This is a genomic window from Tenacibaculum sp. E3R01, assembly GCF_003318185.1.
Classification (GTDB): domain Bacteria; phylum Bacteroidota; class Bacteroidia; order Flavobacteriales; family Flavobacteriaceae; genus Polaribacter; species Polaribacter halocynthiae.
Map to the genome: position 1 here is coordinate 234,451 of NZ_QOCC01000026.1, position 18,002 is coordinate 252,452.

The following is an 18,002-nucleotide window of genomic DNA, read 5'->3' on the forward strand; positions in this document are numbered from 1 at the left end:
GTTCTTTTTTAGTTAATTATATTCTTATATTTTTTTTAAACTATTCAAAATTTTGTCTTTTTCCTCTCCTTCTATATTTTCTAAAAAGTTAAACAACTTATTATGTTCTTCTTTTTTAATTGTTTCCTCAGTTACTTTAATGATTTCATTTTCTACATCTTTTTTTAGAGTATTTAACCCAACTTTAAAAGGTGTTCCATCATAATATCTTGCAATTGTACCTGGACCTTCAGGAGAACCATGATCGGCATCAATAGACTCTCTCCATTTCCTTGCGTGACTTGCCCATTCATCTTGATCAACTAATTCAGGTGGAGTAAACCATACATTCCATGTAAGTATATTATCTTTCTGCAACATATTTCCTGAGCCTAAATTGAAAATATCCATAATAAATTTATTAAACTCATCTACTACTGGATATCCTGTTTTTTTAATCGCTCCAATTTGTACATTTAAATTACCAACAGTCCATGCTTCTTCTTCATGTTTAGCAAAATCAGGGATAGGAAAACCAGTACTTTGCCCTTTACTTAAAGGAAATATTGGTTGTTCAGGATTCCCTACTATACTTGTAAAAACAACTATTGCCTGTGATTTTTTTGAAGGAAAAGGTAAATAACTTTTTTCAAAATGATCCCACAATTGTTTTACTATAAAGTTTTGTTTTGCACCTGGGCTGAACCAAATTTTACCAACTACTCCCATATCGGCAGCTAACTCTTTATTATCTTCATTTACCCAACCTCTAGTTCCAGTAACCGTAACCTCAACATTTAAAGTACCTAAAGAGGGTGAACTAATACCTTGTTGAGGACAAATGATAGAATAAACTTTACCTGTATCTGTATATCCAATTCTTGAAATATCAGGAGCAAACATTTGGTAACATCGTTTCGGGTCTGGTTGTCCCTTTTGTGTTTCCCAACTAAACTCTGGCCATTTTACAGCTTGCTGACGTTGAAGTTTATCAATATTCAACATATTATCGGGCATTGGTAATGATGTTAGATCTGGATTTGGATATGCAAAAGCTGGATTTGACGCTGCAAATCCTCCAATCCAACCTGCTGGTATATTTTCTGATATTGACTTTTCTGCTTTAGATGTAGTTTCCATTGTGTTATATTTTTAAGTTTTTTAAATGACTGGTATATTAATTTCTCACTTTCTAATTTAAATACTAAAAACGTTACTTTTCTTCGAACTTCTCTAAGCGTATATTAAACAGGTGCGAGTGCTTTATTTTTTGATGTAAAAACAAAACGTTCTTGTTTAATATTATTTTTACCTCTGATTATTAATCTTTTAAAAAAACTTTATTAACTTCTACGTTGCCAAAAAACAGCCCTTGGCCATCGTTTTTCTTCTTGGTAGTACCTTTTTTTTATATCATGGTACTGTTTATAATTCTTTAAAATATCTTCTTGATATATGTCAATTGATGAAGAACCTTCTTCTATTTTATGAGCAATGTATTTCGCAGCAAAACAAGCTGAACTAATAGAAAAACCTATTCCCATTGAAGAAATTGGGTCAAATGAAACTGCTGCATCTCCAATCGCTATAAAATTTTCTAAATTTCTTACATCGCTTATTTGCGTATGAGCATTTCTGACCCATAATTTATTTGAAAGAGCCTCAGTATTATTGAGAAGATGCTTTATGTGATTCGTTTCTTGTAACAAACTTTCCCAAACGTCAAGCTGATGTAATTTTTTTTCAGAAATAATATCAGCATCAGAAAAAAAAGTAATTACCATTTTATTATCTGGCAAACAAGCAGCATACCACCAACCTAACTCTACTGATTCTAATGTTTGTTCAAACTTTTTAGAGACATTATTCAATTCCAAAAACAATCCTACTCCCATAAGTGAATCGTCTTTTTTCGAACTTCCTCCTACTTTTCTACACACATTAGCTGACCTACCTGAAGCATCTACCAAATAATTAGCTTTGATTGTAAATTTCCCTTCCGTAGGATGACTAAGAAATACCCGCCAGCTTTTATCTTCTAACTGTTCATAATCTAAACACTTAGTTCTGGGGTAAATAGTAGCTCCTCTTTCCGCAGCTGTTTCTATTAATTTAAAATCAAACTTTTCTCTATCTAATTGAAAAGTAGCCTCATCAGTAGTAAAAATAGCATTCGTAGTGCTTACCTTGTCGCTTCCCCAATAAGATTTACTAGCATATGCTGGTATAAAACTATTTTCCTCGAAATCACTTTTATTTAATTTTAAATAGTTTATCAAATCAAAAATACTTGCAGAAACATGTTCACCTACTCTTGTTTTATTAAAATCGGATTGCTCAATAAGGGTAACATCGCATTTAGAATAGTTTAATAAACTTAATGCGGCAGAGGCTCCACTTGGACCTCCACCAACAATAAGCACATCGGTATGTTTTATAGCATTTGACATTAGCGTCTCATTCTTGTTCCTGAACGAGGCGTGCCTAGTCCATTTTTACTTACACTTATTTTCTTAAAAGCACGTTTTTCAAGGAAAGAGACTAATTTTTTTGCTCTTTCATTTTTTTCTCCAATACGCTTTAAATCATCTTCTATATAAAATACTGGAATTGTAGTTTCATTATCGTCTCCATTACCACTTACTTGTCCTACTCCATATTCTACAAATGAAAATAATTCATTTGTGCGTTCTGTTTCTGTGAAATAAGGAAATCCTTTATCTTGAGAGTTTGTGTTTCTAATAAAAGCCATGGAAGACCAATGCTCAACCATTTGAACAAAACTATTAATTCCACGAGCATAATTCATTTGCTGTCCAGCTGGTAAATGAGAATGCATTTGACCTTCTAATGTTGTTTCACCAGTTAATACATCCCATGGACTCTGTGGTGGCCACCAATATGAATAATAAGTAGGTGGTAACGGTTCTTTAACTGGATCTTTTTCTATAGTTTGTTCGTCTTTAAAAACAGTATTAGAACCTACCCAAACATTTTCAGTCTTTTCTTCTGTAGTTGTTACTCTTGTATCTTTATTAAAATTAGGGTTTGTAAAATTAACAGGTTGCACAGTACATTGAAAAAAATCTGCTTGCCAAGGACATGCCATTCTTTTTGTTAAATCGCCTGGCTCACAACCACCTCCTTCACATTCATCTCTTGATGGTGTTAAACCTGTAGTATTATAACCTCCAATACCTTTTTGATTTGAAATTACAAAAGGAGCTGCATATATTTTTGAATTTTGCACACTCCAAGTTACCTCAATACCTGGACACATTGGTAAACCAACACAGTTTCCTACACTTGCTTGATCTTCTTTACTAATAGGAAAAGGTTCATAATTTGGATTGTTCTCAAAATTACCATTTGCCCATTGTTTAAGCATAAAATATTGTGTATCGTTTAATGATAAAAACTTCACAATAGTTTCATTACTCACCGAGTTACTTCCCGAATTTAAAGGCATCATTGGAAAAGAATCATCTCCATTAGTTTTAAATAACTGAGATTGTGGTTCATTAGGAACTGAATTCAATTTATCATTTGGACGTCTGAAATAAGAAAAATAATTCTCTCTATTAGCCTTATTCTCTTCGCTAGGATCAGAAAAATCAAATATATTGGAAGAAAAGGCAATCATTGATTGTACATTAGCTACCCATTGATAGCCAGCAAATCGTTTTATAATTGGTAAAATATCTCTCTGATAATTCACTTTATACGAGGCATTAAATATACCATGTTGACACATACCTGGCACAAGATTAAAACTACGTACTCCAACATCAAACATACTATCACTCAAATTAGAAATATTTACAATTTCTGGAGCAAAATCTGGAGAACCAACAATTACCCATGCTTCTAGAGTAGCAGGTGGTGTACCGTCATTAAAAATAATGCTACAATAAACCGGACCATCAGCAATATCATCATGCCAAGTATTTGACCCTCCATAACTAGTAAGAGGCTCATTTCCTCCTGCATTTCCATACCCTCCTAAAACAATTAATCTTCCGTCATCATCAGTTTTAAGATCACCTAATGTTTTAATTGCTGTACCAGAAGTAACTTCTTCAGGTGGATACTGAGATGGATACCCTGGAGGCACATTGCTCTTATCGAAACCAATCTCTTGATTAGGTCCACTCACACTTCTTGGTCCTGGATCAATAATTAATGTTTGCCTTTCTTTTTCTGTTTTTAATGATGGGTTTCTAAATTCTACCCCTCGGTTTTTATAACTATTCTCTTCTCCATAAAGAAGGTTTCCTTCTAATTCGCTGTACTGATACCAAGCAGCTTTTTTATTTGCTAAATGCACAGTCCATTCCATTAAAGAAACATTTGATGAGTTAGCGGTTAATTCTTTACCATCAGCATCAAACACCTTAAAAAGTTGCCCTTGCCTTCTTACTTGACTTTCGTCATCTTTAAAATTTTTAATGGGTCCTAATTTATTACCAGATGCATCTGCTTCATAAGGAAGACCACCAATTTCATCAGGAGAAAGGCAAAACTGCTTCCTACTATTCCCTAATCGAGCAACCCCTACGGAAGGGCTAATTTTTAGTTCCATAATTTTAGTATTTAGTTCGATAATTTATTTTACTCTCTAAGTTAAACACTAATCATTATGCTATTCTTCTTCTTTCTTTAAACGTATGTTAAATGAGTAAGAGTGTTTTATTTTTTGATATAAAAAACACTCTTACCCTTTTAATAAAATTATAATTAAATGCTATACAACCAGTATTTTAAAAAATTATTGATTTTTTTATTTATTTCCAAGAACCTAATATTAATTTTAATTGAGTAGTTCCTTTAGGAAATGACCCTGGGAATTCTGAAGGAACTTGTGCTCCACCTTTACCTCCTATTGGGTTTTCATCGTAAGCGAAACCATATGCTCTTCCCATATAATCCCCTCTTGATGATTTTGTTTTATTTACTATTGGTAAAGTAAATATATTAGTGCCGCCTACTTTAGTTGTGTGTAAAAAGTAAGAGAAGTAATTTTGAGGTTGGTTTTTAGGATACCAACTTGTTTCTTTTCCCCAATTTGTGGTTGTATAACCAGCTGTTTTTGCTGTTTTATAATCTACAATAGCAATTCCTCTATTTAACGCAGTACTTATTTGATTTTCCAACCCGTTAATTACAGTCTGGTTATTGATTGCTTTATTTGATTTACCTGGATATCTAAAAGATCCATCTGCAAATAAACCAATTCCTGCAAATGTCATTTGACCAGAAGAGTAATAATATTGTGTTGGTGCTTTCGCAAATTTATACTGAAAAGAAGCACTATATGCATTACTAGTGTTTAATGTAACCGATACAATTCCTTTTTTAGATTTATTAATTTTAGTAATTCGTGTAATTCCATCTGAAGAACCTCCTCCTGGACTTACATACATACCTACTTTTAATCCTGTATTTAACGGTAAGGGCGTTTTAAAAATTAATTCGTTTCTCTTATTTATACTTCCCATAATTGGAGCTCTTTTATTTCCTTGTTGATAAGAAACTACCGAAAAACCTACAGGATTAAATGCATATAATGTTTCTGCACCACTAGCTGTAAATTTTAAAGCACCGTGTTTATTTGTTGTTCCAGGAAAAGTTATCGCTGATACAGGTGTTACTGTATAGTTTGCAGAAAATTTATTTGTTCCATTTTGCCATATATTCATTTTTAAACTAGTATCTGTAAACAATTTATTTAAAGCTTCATCAAATACTGTTTCTAACATACTTGTTTCTTTTTCTAAGTATAACCCTGGATTTAATAAGGCTGTTAAATCTTTATTAACGGAATAACTAAGAGGGGTATAATAAGCTGCTGTTGGCTCACCTGCCTTTATTAGTTTTTTCATAAATGGTTTGTAAGCTGCTGTAATATTTTTAGCTGTAATATTATGAGGCTGCCCTATTCTATCAAGTTCATTTCCACTTTTATCTTCAGCAATAATAGATAATGGAAAGAAAAATCCATCAACTGTAGAAATATCAATAAACAATCCTTTGTCTTTCTTAAAGGTGGCTTCAATATAATTATACTGTGGGAAAGCATTTTGTGGTGGATTATTTACTTGAAAAACACTTGCCCCAAATTTCTTGTATTTAAACCCTAAATTATTATTACTTGTTTTTGTTGAATTATCTTTATAAGTGACAGTAGTGTCTTTAATAAAAAAATAAATTCTTGCCCCAACTAAAGGATTTTTGTTAGATACTTTAATAGTTTTTAGCTCTTTTACTAATTCATAAGATTTTACATAACCACTATCAGAAGGCATTTTTTTAAAAGTTCCTTGTGAAGTTGCCCCATTTAGAGTTAACATTTTTTGTGAACTTGTACTATACCCTAAAACATATATTTTATATTTTTTATCTAAGCCTGTTAAATTATCTAAAGAAATAACATAAGTACTATCAGGTTTATCACTTTTATAAGTAAATTTAGAAGCTTCAGTTATTCTTGAAAAGTTTGATTGCACCTCAACCTGAACACCTATTTCTTTAGATACATGAGGAGGGTTCGCAACTGTAACTATTGTATCTGTAACTGATAAAGGTACATTTCCTGCAGATCCAAATTTCACATACGTTGTACCAGAAAGGTACTTCCCTTTAATAGTTATTTTTTTCTTTCCTTTTACAGAAGTTGAATTTGGACTTACGGTGCTTATCTCTGGTAGTTTGTATTCATAAACTATAGAGCTATATACTTTTTTTGCGTCCTTTTTAAATTCAATGTATACTTTATCAATAGAAGGTGAACTAATAGCTGTTGTTTTGAATGTGATAAGAGTTTCAGAAACAACATTATATTCTTTTACTGCTCCATGTTTTTTAAAATAAACACCAACAATATTATCTTTAATAAATCCTGTTCCTTTAATTGATACAACTGTATTCCCTCCTAAAGACCCTGAAGTAGGGCTCAATGAAGTTATTGTTTGCGCTTTTAAATTGACCGTTACTAATAATAAGACAACTATTAATAGTAGGTATTTGTAGGTTGTTATTTTCATGTTGATTTCCCGAAGGGTTAATTTTTAGTAATTAATAATTATTTACCTATAAAAACACAACTATTACAAATTCAAAGTATATTTTGCTTTGTAATCATTATTCTTTGTATCATATTCATAAACACCCCAATGATGCTCATAAGTACCTGCTCCAATTGGTTTAGTATCTTCATCATACATTTCGAAAATAAAACAAGGAATTTTAATACCTGGTTTACGTGGTGTTCCATTACCACTTTTACAATGATTAATTAAATTTTGATTAAACGTTTGTGCATTAGAATTTGTTGCAGAAGGATATGTGGCTACTGGTCCTGTTGGCCAACCTGCTTCTCCTATTACAATTGGTAAATCACCATAATTGTTATTACCTAAAGCTACATACAAAGCATCATACATTGCATCAAAAATATTTTTGTAGGTATAATTTCCATCTGTAACCCATACACTTGGATCATTATTAGCGGTAAAAAGACAATACTCTAAAGAAATAGTTCTTTGATTGTTTTGAGTGATAAAAGGATATACATTTATCATAAACACTGAATCATCTGCTTTTAAAATAGCACATACATCTAATATGATGCTTTTAAGTCCGCTATTAAATGATCCTGCTGAAGGTGGATACGAATTCCCCATAATGGCATAATTAAAAGGAACCGTTACTTTAGTAGAAAGTCCTTTTGCTTTAATTGCCGCTTTAATATTTGTTAATGCATCTACCAAATATGGAGAATATGCATTATTCCACCAACTTCCTAAAGGTTCATTTCCAACACAAATCATTGGAATTGTAGCTGAGTTGTCTGATAACACCTTTATTATAGCATTTATAGTAGTTGTATCATTATTTGCACATAGTTCTAAATCACCGTTAGGTACATCTACTAAAACTTGCAATCCTTGTGCGGCAAAAGCGCTAATGCAAGTTGCTTGATTGTAGGTAAACATTTTAACAGCTCCAACTCCTGTTGCTTTTATTTGTGAAGCTGCCGTAGCTGCACTTACTTGTTTTCCTGAACTTTGAAATGTATTACTAAAGTTGACCCCTACCGTAGTATTAAAAATTGAATTACTCATAAATAATTAGCTTTTTGAATTTTGCCTACTCTACATAGTTTTCAGCTTCCCCCTAGATTCAATAATCACATTTTATAATGACTTGTTATCAAATTTAAATACTAATCATATCACTTTCTTTTTAATTTCTTTAAGCGTATAGAAAATGGGTAGGAGTGTTTTATTTTTTAATGTTATAATAATTCACATTAAAATTTGTATTTAATTAGGAGTTCATGACCTACATTTGATATACTAGTATTTAAAGCGCTATCTGCTGCTTTTGGTAATTGTTGTATAAAACCTGCAACGGTATAATATTAAAATTAAAGTTTTTAAAAACAAGTAGTTACACCATATCTTTCTCTGTACTTGTATTTTTAAAATAATGAGGATAGCCTTGTGGTAAAAAACCACATCATTTGTATTAAATTCTGATTTCACCAACTTTGATCCTATTGGTTCATTTTGTGTAGAAGGACTCGGTTATACAATTCCAACTTCACCAGAACCGCTTAAAAAAATAGTTGTTTCATTAGTATCTGGGTGTAAATGTGGTGTTAGTAATTCATTAGAACCAATAATTACACGTTGCATTCCTGTGGGGAATCCGTCTTGTAATTTAGGTAAATCAGGAAAACTAGTTGTCGATAAATTTTTTTTGTATGTGTACAATATTATTTTTTAAAATTTTTATTTTACACAGATAAAGTTCTAACTAATCCACTATCAATTACTACTTTTTTTTTCTCCAACTATCCTTAGCTTCTTTATTTTTTCTACCTCCTCCAAATTGTCTTCTTTCTCCAAATTGTCTTCTTTGATATTCTTCTTGTCTTCTTTCTTCATCTCTTTCTCTTCTGTTTCTTAACGTTTCTCGTATTTGATCTTGTTTCTCTTCATTAACTTGTAAACTAAGTTCCATTCTTCCATCTTCTCCTAATTGTGAGGGCTGAAACCCAGCATCCAATAAATCTCTAATTTCCTGTCTTGTTCCATCATATTCTCTATTTTCTCTTGGAGCAAAATTATCCTGTACAAATTGATCAAATGTTTCATTTCCTCTCCAATTTCTTGCCATATTATGGTTTAGTGACACCCTATAATCTTCTCTTCCTTCTTCTCCTTCTCCTGGAATACCATCTATAAAACCTCCAATGAACTCTCTATTTCTTTCTGGTGTAAACTCTTCTGCTTGGTTATATAGATCTCCTGTTAAAAAAGTAGGAAGTACTCTCTCTGCATCTCTTTCTCCTCTTAAAATTGGGGTTACCAAATCTTGAAAATTATTATCTGTTCCTATAGCTAAATGCTGTGGATTCATATCTAACTCTGGATGATCATCATCTACTAAATCATTAATATAACGTCCTGTGTGAGTATTTAATAAGTTCTCTAAATTTATACCTCGTTCATTCAAGTCTTCTTCAATTACAGGTAAATCCTCTTCTTGATGTGCAGGAACTTCTTCAATTACAGGTAAACCCTCTTCTTGATGTGTAAAGTCCTCTTCTTCGTCTCTAAATAAATTATCCCCATAATTCCCTCCAAAAGCCCCTCCTAACATTGCTAATCCTAAACCTAATAGAGGGTTTGCTCCTGCAAGAATAAAACCCGCTAATCCTCCAAAAGCTGCAACTCCTTTATTAAACATTTGAATAGGAACTTCGTTTACACTTTCTTTTTTGACTAATTGACTGGTTTCGTTTATTCCAGTATTTAAAGCCTTCCTTCCCATTACATCAGCTTCTGTTTCTAACCCTTCATTATCATTTATTTGCGCACCTCCCACAGAAGTAGTTGGCTGAACTCTACCCTGCTTTTGTTGTACTACATGCCATGCTTCATGAGGTAAATGCTTCTCTTGCCCAGAACTTAAATGAATATCGGTTCCTTGTGCATACGCATGTGCATTTAATTGGGCTGGTTTAGCCGAATTATAATGTACATTAACATCATCCATTGAATAACCTGACATATTTTCTATTCCTGATTTTAAATTATCAGGTAAACCTGTATTGTTTTCTTTTTTTTGAATTAAAGAACTTAAACGATTATCTACCAAAAACTGTCCTTTAGAAGTAGCTTCTTTTCTTTGACCAATATGTTCACTAGCTGATACATCAGTCTTGTTTTTTGAAATATGAGTTTGGTGTCCCATTCTATTCTCTTTTTTTAAAATTTCATTATTTTGAAAGTATTTATCTTCATATAATTTTTTAATTAATCTATATTTTTTTATAAGTAGATTTACTTTTTTCGAAATAAGGATCAGCATTGTCGTAATCTGTGGTTATTTCTTCCCCAACATCTATTGATTTATTCATCTTAAGGATAAAGTTATTTCCCTCCTTCTCCAAACTTGCGTTCGCTTTCTTATCGGATTGGTGGTTAATTAAAGAGCCAAAATCTGAAGTTATATCAACCCCATTTTTATTCAAGGAAGCTACCTTACCTAATTCTTCTTCTCTATTTAAACTTTTACCTGCCATAACTCCTTTTCCGTGTATAGGTGACTTATCAATAAACCATGACTTTTTGTTTCTATTTTCATTCTCGTGAAAAGATTTATTTTGAATAACATCTTTATGCGCTAAAAAACCTTTTTCAATACTCTTTTTAGATCTATTATCATTAAAACAAACCCCTTGACTACGACTACTTTTCTTTTGTAAAATCGTAGATAGCTTTGTTTTTACTGTTTCTAATTTATTTTTTTCGATTTGCATAAAAGATTAGTCTATTTTATTCTTTACTTCCAAAACTAAATAGGTTTTTAAATCCATTATAAAAACGATGTGCAGATATTCCTGTATCACCTAATCTACTTTTTGACCCTTCATAAGGAAATTTTGAAGCAAATTCATTTTCCTGATGAAATGTTTTTACTGGACATTGATCTTCTGGTATTTTATCTAGTAACTCTTTATGTCTTTGATCTCTATATTGTCCATCAAATTGAGCTCCCATAAATGGTATAAACCCTTTTCCTGGACCAGAAACCCAGAAAGGCTTAGAAGTTTTTTCAACTAATTGAGTAACATTATTAGACCTATTATCTTTTAGTTGCAATGTAGACTTAGTATCCATAGCTTTTTTTTGAATACTATCTGATACCGATTTTTTTTGACCTTGACTCCATTTATTTACATGTTCTTTCATTTTATCTTTTTAAATTTATATTTAGTTAAGTAAAAACTTTACATACGTATCAGTTTATTTGAACAATTACAGGCCCAATTGCTCCACTATAATCTATAGCTGAACAATAGTTGTAATTATTTATCTCATCTTTTAATCGAACTAAATGCGGGTTATAGTAAGGGAACATTACTTTTTTACCTGTTATTAACTTTATGATATATTGATTGTATAACGGAAATTTATAAAAAAGCTCATTAAAAATAATTGAATTCATATCTGAAGCTAAAAATTCATTATTCAATTTATTATATTCATGAATCTCTTTTAAAATTTGTTTTGCAAAAACATTTAAAACATAATTTAATTTACTTGGTATACTTTCTATAATTAAATACAACCGTTTTTCTTTTAACCAATAACCTTTTATTATTAATCCTTCTTTTACAACACAATAATTAAGTGCTTCTGCAATAATAATGTGTTGCCAGTTTAAAGGAATCTGTTTTCCCCATGACTTTGTTACCAATACGAAATGATATATACTTTTAGATTTCTTGACTAATTTAGTTTCATTCATTTTTTATTAGTTATTTTTAAAATCATAGTTCTCAATACCTTTTTTAATCTAAAAACCACTTCATTGCATAAACTCTATTTGTTATAACAATGTCATAGATAGCAGAAACAATTCGTTAAACATTTACCTTAGCCTAAAGATTACCTCACTTTATAAACTGTACTTGTAATGACGTACTTTAAAAAGTAGTGATCGTTTTATTTTCTTTCTTAAATTCTTTACGAATACCTTCTAATAACTCTTCTTTAGTCACTACTGTATCTCCTCTTGAAACTACTGCCAATGCACAAAAACGTAAAACATTAATAATTGCACCACCTGCTAACTCGTATTCTTCAGCTACTTTCCAAACATCAATATCTGGATGTAGTTTACATATACCTGAAAAAGCTTTATTCCATAATTGATAACGTTCATTAACTTCTGGCATACTAAAGTGAATCATCGCTTGAAATCTTCTTGTAAAAGCCGCATCCATATTTCCTTTTAAATTAGAGGCAAGAATTACCACTCCTGGAAAATCTTCAATACGCTGCAACAAATACGATGTTTGCTGGTTTGCATGCCTATCATTAGAACTATTGGCTTCTGTTCTTTTTCCGAATAAAGCATCCGCTTCATCAAAAAATAAAATCCAATCCTTATACTGGGCAATGTCAAAAATTCTTGATAAGTTCTTTTCTGTTTCTCCAATATATTTAGAAACAATCATTGATAAATCTACACGATATACTTCTCGGTTAGATACTTTTCCTAATAAAGAAACTGTTAGTGTTTTTCCTGTTCCTGGGGGGCCATAAAACAAAGCTCGATACCCTGGTTTTATTTTTTTATACAATTCCCATTCATTCATTAAAGTATTACTGTGTTGTAACCAAGCTTTTAAAGCTAATACTTCATCCATTACAAAATCATTTAACACTACATCTTCCCAATTTAAATTTGTTGATATTTTTTGGGCAGGAAACGTATTGCTTTGCTCTATATTGGGTTCTTCACCTGTTAAAAAGTAATGAAACCATCGCTTACTTAAACTTAAAATCCCATTATATTTTGGTATGAATAACTCTGTATCTTCTAATGATAAAACTTGTTCTTTTACTAAAATATTTTCTTTTTTGAAAATGTTAAATATCTCCTCTCTAATTTCAGGATTTGTTGCTGAGATTAAAAAGATTAAAGTTTGACCTGTTGGTAAAAAACCACTATGATTTTTATCAATAATACCTCCGAACTCTGTAAATCCACGATCATAAATTTTATTTCTTCCAAAGAAAACATCTAATACTTCAGGTTTCAACTGCGATGCCAATGTTAAGGCAATAGCTAAACGTTCATAAATATTTAATTTCCAATCTATCAGACATTTTGCATAAGTTGCCTCACTGTTTTTTATTTCTTGTACAGGAATGTCTATCCAATGAGGTCTTTCACCTTCATGCTCTAAATACGTACTTATCACATTATGAATTACCTTTTGCAACCAATATATCTCATTGTATAAAAACGGTATGTTTACATTAGTATGCATAATTTATAAACATTTTTGCTATATCATCTAAATTCGCATTTGCCCATTTAAAATATTGTAATGCCGTATTAGGTGTTAATTGATTGGCTTGTAACATATCTAAAACACAAGTTTGAGAATTATAAGCTGATTGATTAGGTGTAAATACCTGTTCAGACTTATAATCGTATTTAAAAAAGTTATTTGCCCAATCAATAACTCCAGTTCTTGCTGTTATTAATTCACTTATAAATACTTCTAATTTTTCTGGTTGTACAATTAATTTTTTGGCTTTAAAAAAACATGGGCGCTTTTTTTCTTCCTTTTGATAAAACTCTATATCTCTTGCCTGAATAGTTTTTGAATTTGCTTGTCCGAATAACTCTATTAAGCCAGCACTTTCTGTTTCTGATGCTATTTCTAATTCACCCTGATCTGATCCTGAAATAACCAAACTCCAGTTTTCTGTAGTTACACTTTCAGTTACTACATATACTTCTCTAAAAGAATATAAAACTTGTGTTAACTTAATTATAAGTTCGTCAGCAATCATATTCCAGTTTACAATTCTTACAGCTTCTGGATTATTACTTGTAAAAAAGAAACTTCCAAATTCTTTAAATGCCAATATTTGTTTACTATACCCAAAGTTACCTTCAATAATATTTTGCCCTGTATCTCTACCTGCATAAGGTTTGGTTACACCATTACTAAAATTCCAATTATACTCGTTTTGTTTTACTCCATATTCAAAAACCACTTCATCTATATCTACTACATTGTTTTTAAATATATTTCCTAAAACAACCACTTCTCCTTTTTGAATTTGAAAAAAATCACCCGGATATATATTTTGATTTAATGGCTTAGATGGAATAAAACCATTGGTTCTATTATAAAAATCTGTATAAAACTTTTTAGTAATGTTTTCCATATTTTATAGATTTAACTTTTTCTTTCTTGATAATTTTCTTCGTATAGCAAGCCTTCTTTTAGCATCAGGACTTGCTTTAAAATCTGCTCTTTTTGCTTTAACCATTTTTTTTGCTTCTTTTCTTATAGTTTTCGTCACAGTATCTCTTGTATATCTCTTTTTACCCTTGTGTTCATTTTTTGATAAAATCTCTAAATTACTTTCATCGTTATATAAAAAGTTTTTGTATTCCTCGGTTTCATCAGACGACATGTCACTTTCATCATATTTATCTACTTCATCATCAATTGCTATATAATCAATCATATGATCTATATCTGGTTGTTTGTCTTTTGCTCCTTTAGTTTTATGTTTTCTAATTTCTCTTCCCATACCATCAAGTTTAATAACCTCTCCTTTACCATCAAATCCTGAATGTAATTTCCCACTGGAATCTGTTTGTCTTTCCATCAAACTTTTTCTAATATCTCTATGTTTTCCTTTATAGAATGAACGAGAGCCTCTATAAGATGTACCAGGAGCTCTATATATTTCTTCAGGATCAATATAACCATCATCTGATTCTGGCTCGTAAGTTTCGCCATCAGATTCTTCTATATTCATTTCTTCATCTTCAGAACCGCCTTCATATCCTTCATCATCACTATCTACACGTTGTACTATATTTTTATTACTTTTTCTATTATCTATTAATTGAAAAGGGTTGTTTTTTGTGCTATTTTGATGTATTAAATTAGCTGCTGATTGATGTGCTTTATTTTCATTTTTATGAGTATACATAACTAACTTGGTTAAATACATTAATAAAAAAGAGATTGTTTAAAATGAATGCTTAAGTTAAATTTAAACAATCTCTTTTTTTTTAATTTTAAGAGGCTAATGCTGCTGCATTGGCTGCTGCTAAACCAGCTTCTAAAGAATTTAATTTTATAGTTGCTTTACTTAACCTTGTTTCAGCTTCATTTAATTGTTCTGAAGCTTTTTTATTTGCTCTTAAAGTGCTGTTATATTTTACAACTGCATTATCATATGCTAAATAAATTAATGATGTTAAATTAGCTTCATCTGAAAATGACGTAGCATTGATAATTTCCTTTTTATAATCATAAAGTCTATTAATAAATGAATTTATTTCTTCTTCATTTTGATGCTCAAAAACATACCCTGTAATAAATTCAAATAAACGAATAGCTTGTAAAAATTCTAAAGCCATTACACCTTGAGATTCTATTGTGGTTGTTTGAGATGCTACCACTGAATTTAAAGCTGTAAGTGTTAGTGCTACTGCATTATTTGCACTAGTACCTGCATTGGTTACCATAGTAACTAATTCATCAGATATTAATGGGTTTTGTGCTTTTTTACGAATTACTAAGTTGGATAATTTATTAACTACTTCAGCCGAATAAATCAGCTTGTTAATTACTACCTCAATACTCTGTGCTACTTCTTTTATTTTTACATCAGATTTTAAAATACCCTTAAAAGTTATTTTAGAGTTTATTAGTACATCGAATACATTATCTATAATTTGATTTAACGATTCTTTATTAGCTAATGCTGTATTTTTATTTTGCATATCAACAGCTAATAGAGAATCTAAATTATTTGATTTTTCTGTTAGAGAATTTACAATTGCTTGTAATTGTTCAACTTCATTTTGGGCTATTAATACTTCATTAGATAAAGCATCTAACTCAGCCTTTTTCTTTTCGGTTATTCCGTATTTTTTATTTAAAGTAAGCGTTGTCATAATATTTTATTTTTTATTGATTGTATATTGAAATACTGATGTTTCTTGAATATTTGATAAAGCTCCTATAAACTGAACTTCCTCATCTTTCTTTTTTGGCATTGCCAATACAACTGGTATATACTCACTACCAGCTATTAAACTATTACCAAAGCTATCTGTTGTTGATACATTAATATCAAAAGAATATTTCTTTGAAGGAGCTGTAGGAACTGTTGCAATACCATAACTTTCTACTTCCAATCCTTTTGCAATAGTATAATTGAAGAAAAAACCTGGTTTTTTTAAGTCTTTTTCTAGTTTTTTAATTTCTTCTTCAATTTTTTTGAGTTTATCTATTAACTCTTGTTTTTCTTTTTCTAAAGTTTCTAATATAGCATTCGTTGATTCTTCTTTTTCATTACTTATCGAAATAGATATTTTTGACTTTATCTGTTCCAGTAATAGTTTTAAACCTTGTTTCTCTTTATTTTTTTTATAATATTCATCTAATTCACTTGCTACTTTTTCTAATTTTTCTAGCTCTTTTGCTGTTAATAATCCTTTTGTTAACTTAGGGTTGAATAATAAAAATATACAACGATATTCTACATTAAAATCACCATTCTGTTTTGCTGTAAAAGTCATTTTATTAGTATCAACAGCTATTTTTTTTGCCGCAGTTAATCTGTTTTTTAAAGTAAAACACGCTGATGGTACTGTTAAATAATCATCAAAAGTGTTAATTATTTTTTTGTAGCCATTATCAAAAACAGCTAAAACATATACTACATAGTTTTCTCCTATTTTAATATCTGCTCCATTAACATCTCTTAAATATTTTTGTTTTGGGACTTTATTTTCTTTGTCTTTTTTTAAATCTGAAGCATCCTCTTCTACAACCATTAATTCTGGTCGAATACTAATTGTTTCTTCATATAAATAGTTTTTCTTTGATTTTGCTGGAGAAACACTTGGTATTTTTATATACAACTCTTTGTCTTTGTCTTCTGTGATTAATCCTTCGGCATCAGATAATGAGAAAAATTCTTTATCTTTATTCTTCACTAAAAATATGTAATAGTTCTTTACAGGATATCCTTCATCATTACTCCCCGCACTAACACCTTTTTCTTTACTATCTTCAAACGGACTTTTATAGTTATTAAAACTTACTTTATAGTTTGTTGGCCTTCCTTCTTCAACAGGTATCGTTACTTTTAAGTCTAAGTTTAATTGTTTGTTACTTAGCTCATAAGCATCTTGAGTAGATTTATATACAACTCCGGTATCTTCAAGAGTTCCTTCAGCTTTTTTTTCTGCAGAATTTGCTGTAGCCAAAGCTTCTGTATCTGTCATCACAGCAGTTGAAGCTGTATTAAAATCAGTATTAACAACCTCTAATAAACCTTTTATTGAAGTATCAGTTGATGCAGTTTTTTCTGCTAAACTTGAAACGGGTACTTCTGCTACATCTGCAGAAGCTTCCATACTTAATTGCGAGGTTTTTTCTGCTAAATAAGCAGTTCCTTTTTTTGTAGGTGAACTTCCATTCATTAAATCATTAGCATACTTACTTTGATCGTAAATTTCAGTATCAAAATCAGCTGCGTTCACAATGCTAAAAATACTTCCAACATCACTTGCTAACTTTAAAATAGCATTGGCAGCAATTTGAACATTTGCTGCTGCTACTGAAGTGTTTTTCACCGTCTCAGGTATAAATGTATTTGCTAAATTAACCGACGACAAAACATTATTAGACAAATCACTATCTATTACTGCTTGCTCTAAAATTTCTTGTTGAAATTTATAATTATTATTTGCTATAATTAATTCTTCCGCAGCAGAAATACGAGCTCCTTCAGCATAGTATAACGAAAACATAGACGCATCTAAATTTGCTTTTGATTTTTGTAATTTTAACTCTTGCTCACTTAGCGTTTCTAAAACGCTAGTGTGCAAATTTTCATTGTAAGAATTCATAAAATTTGGTTTAGATTATTATTTATTTTAATACTCTT

The 18,002-nt window shown here is 30.6% G+C and carries 15 protein-coding genes; all 15 read right to left on the reverse strand.

The window, feature by feature from the left end; translation table 11 throughout:
• Positions 1 to 24: 24 nt before the first annotated feature.
• The gene (locus DS884_RS16000) at positions 25 to 1,119 is read right to left on the reverse strand and encodes a hypothetical protein (RefSeq protein ID WP_113787464.1); all 1,095 of its coding nucleotides are present in this window, start codon (positions 1,117 to 1,119) and stop codon (positions 25 to 27) included.
• Between the two features lie 203 nt (positions 1,120 to 1,322).
• Positions 1,323 to 2,429 (reverse strand): lysine-epsilon-oxidase maturase LodB, encoded by a 1,107-nt coding sequence (gene lodB / locus DS884_RS16005; RefSeq protein WP_113787465.1) that lies wholly within the window; start codon positions 2,427 to 2,429, stop codon positions 1,323 to 1,325.
• Positions 2,429 to 4,561 carry a CTQ-dependent lysine 6-oxidase LodA gene (lodA, locus tag DS884_RS16010; RefSeq protein ID WP_113787466.1) on the reverse strand — a complete coding sequence of 711 codons (2,133 nt, stop codon included), beginning with the start codon at positions 4,559 to 4,561 and terminating at the stop codon, positions 2,429 to 2,431. Before lodA ends, lodB begins: the two co-directional genes overlap by 1 nt.
• Positions 4,562 to 4,763: 202 nt before the next feature.
• Entirely contained in the window at positions 4,764 to 7,022 is a 2,259-nt protein-coding gene (locus tag DS884_RS16015; RefSeq protein ID WP_113787467.1) for an IPT/TIG domain-containing protein, read from the reverse strand.
• Positions 7,023 to 7,085: 63 nt separating this feature from the next.
• Entirely contained in the window at positions 7,086 to 8,102 is a 1,017-nt protein-coding gene (locus DS884_RS16020; RefSeq protein WP_113787468.1) for a glycosyl hydrolase family 17 protein, read from the reverse strand.
• A 465-nt stretch (positions 8,103 to 8,567) separates the two neighbouring features.
• Positions 8,568 to 8,756: a hypothetical protein gene (locus tag DS884_RS16025; RefSeq protein WP_113787469.1), complete on the reverse strand. Its 189-nt coding sequence runs from the start codon at positions 8,754 to 8,756 to the stop codon at positions 8,568 to 8,570.
• A gap of 61 nt (positions 8,757 to 8,817) precedes the next feature.
• Positions 8,818 to 10,242, reverse strand: coding sequence for a DUF4157 domain-containing protein (locus tag DS884_RS16030; protein WP_199488226.1), 1,425 nt, complete (start codon positions 10,240 to 10,242; stop codon positions 8,818 to 8,820).
• A 67-nt stretch (positions 10,243 to 10,309) separates the two neighbouring features.
• On the reverse strand, positions 10,310 to 10,810 hold the full coding sequence (locus tag DS884_RS16035) for an SET domain-containing protein-lysine N-methyltransferase (RefSeq protein ID WP_113787471.1): 501 nt from the start codon (positions 10,808 to 10,810) through the stop codon (positions 10,310 to 10,312).
• A gap of 16 nt (positions 10,811 to 10,826) precedes the next feature.
• On the reverse strand, positions 10,827 to 11,243 hold the full coding sequence (locus DS884_RS16040) for a hypothetical protein (RefSeq protein WP_113787472.1): 417 nt from the start codon (positions 11,241 to 11,243) through the stop codon (positions 10,827 to 10,829).
• A gap of 49 nt (positions 11,244 to 11,292) precedes the next feature.
• A complete protein-coding gene (locus tag DS884_RS16045; protein ID WP_113787473.1) occupies positions 11,293 to 11,802 on the reverse strand; it encodes a hypothetical protein in 510 nt (169 codons plus the stop codon).
• Between the two features lie 178 nt (positions 11,803 to 11,980).
• The gene (locus DS884_RS16050) at positions 11,981 to 13,333 is read right to left on the reverse strand and encodes an ATP-binding protein (RefSeq protein WP_113787474.1); all 1,353 of its coding nucleotides are present in this window, start codon (positions 13,331 to 13,333) and stop codon (positions 11,981 to 11,983) included.
• A complete protein-coding gene (locus DS884_RS16055) occupies positions 13,323 to 14,246 on the reverse strand; it encodes a hypothetical protein (protein WP_113787475.1) in 924 nt (307 codons plus the stop codon). Before DS884_RS16055 ends, DS884_RS16050 begins: the two co-directional genes overlap by 11 nt.
• Before the next feature lie 3 nt (positions 14,247 to 14,249).
• Entirely contained in the window at positions 14,250 to 15,026 is a 777-nt protein-coding gene (locus DS884_RS16060; RefSeq protein ID WP_147239418.1) for a hypothetical protein, read from the reverse strand.
• An 88-nt stretch (positions 15,027 to 15,114) separates the two neighbouring features.
• Complete coding sequence (locus DS884_RS16065; protein WP_093871817.1) at positions 15,115 to 15,999, reverse strand: hypothetical protein; 885 nt, start codon at positions 15,997 to 15,999, stop codon at positions 15,115 to 15,117.
• Between the two features lie 6 nt (positions 16,000 to 16,005).
• Positions 16,006 to 17,964: a hypothetical protein gene (locus DS884_RS16070; RefSeq protein WP_113787477.1), complete on the reverse strand. Its 1,959-nt coding sequence runs from the start codon at positions 17,962 to 17,964 to the stop codon at positions 16,006 to 16,008.
• Between the last annotated feature and the right edge of the window lie 38 nt (positions 17,965 to 18,002).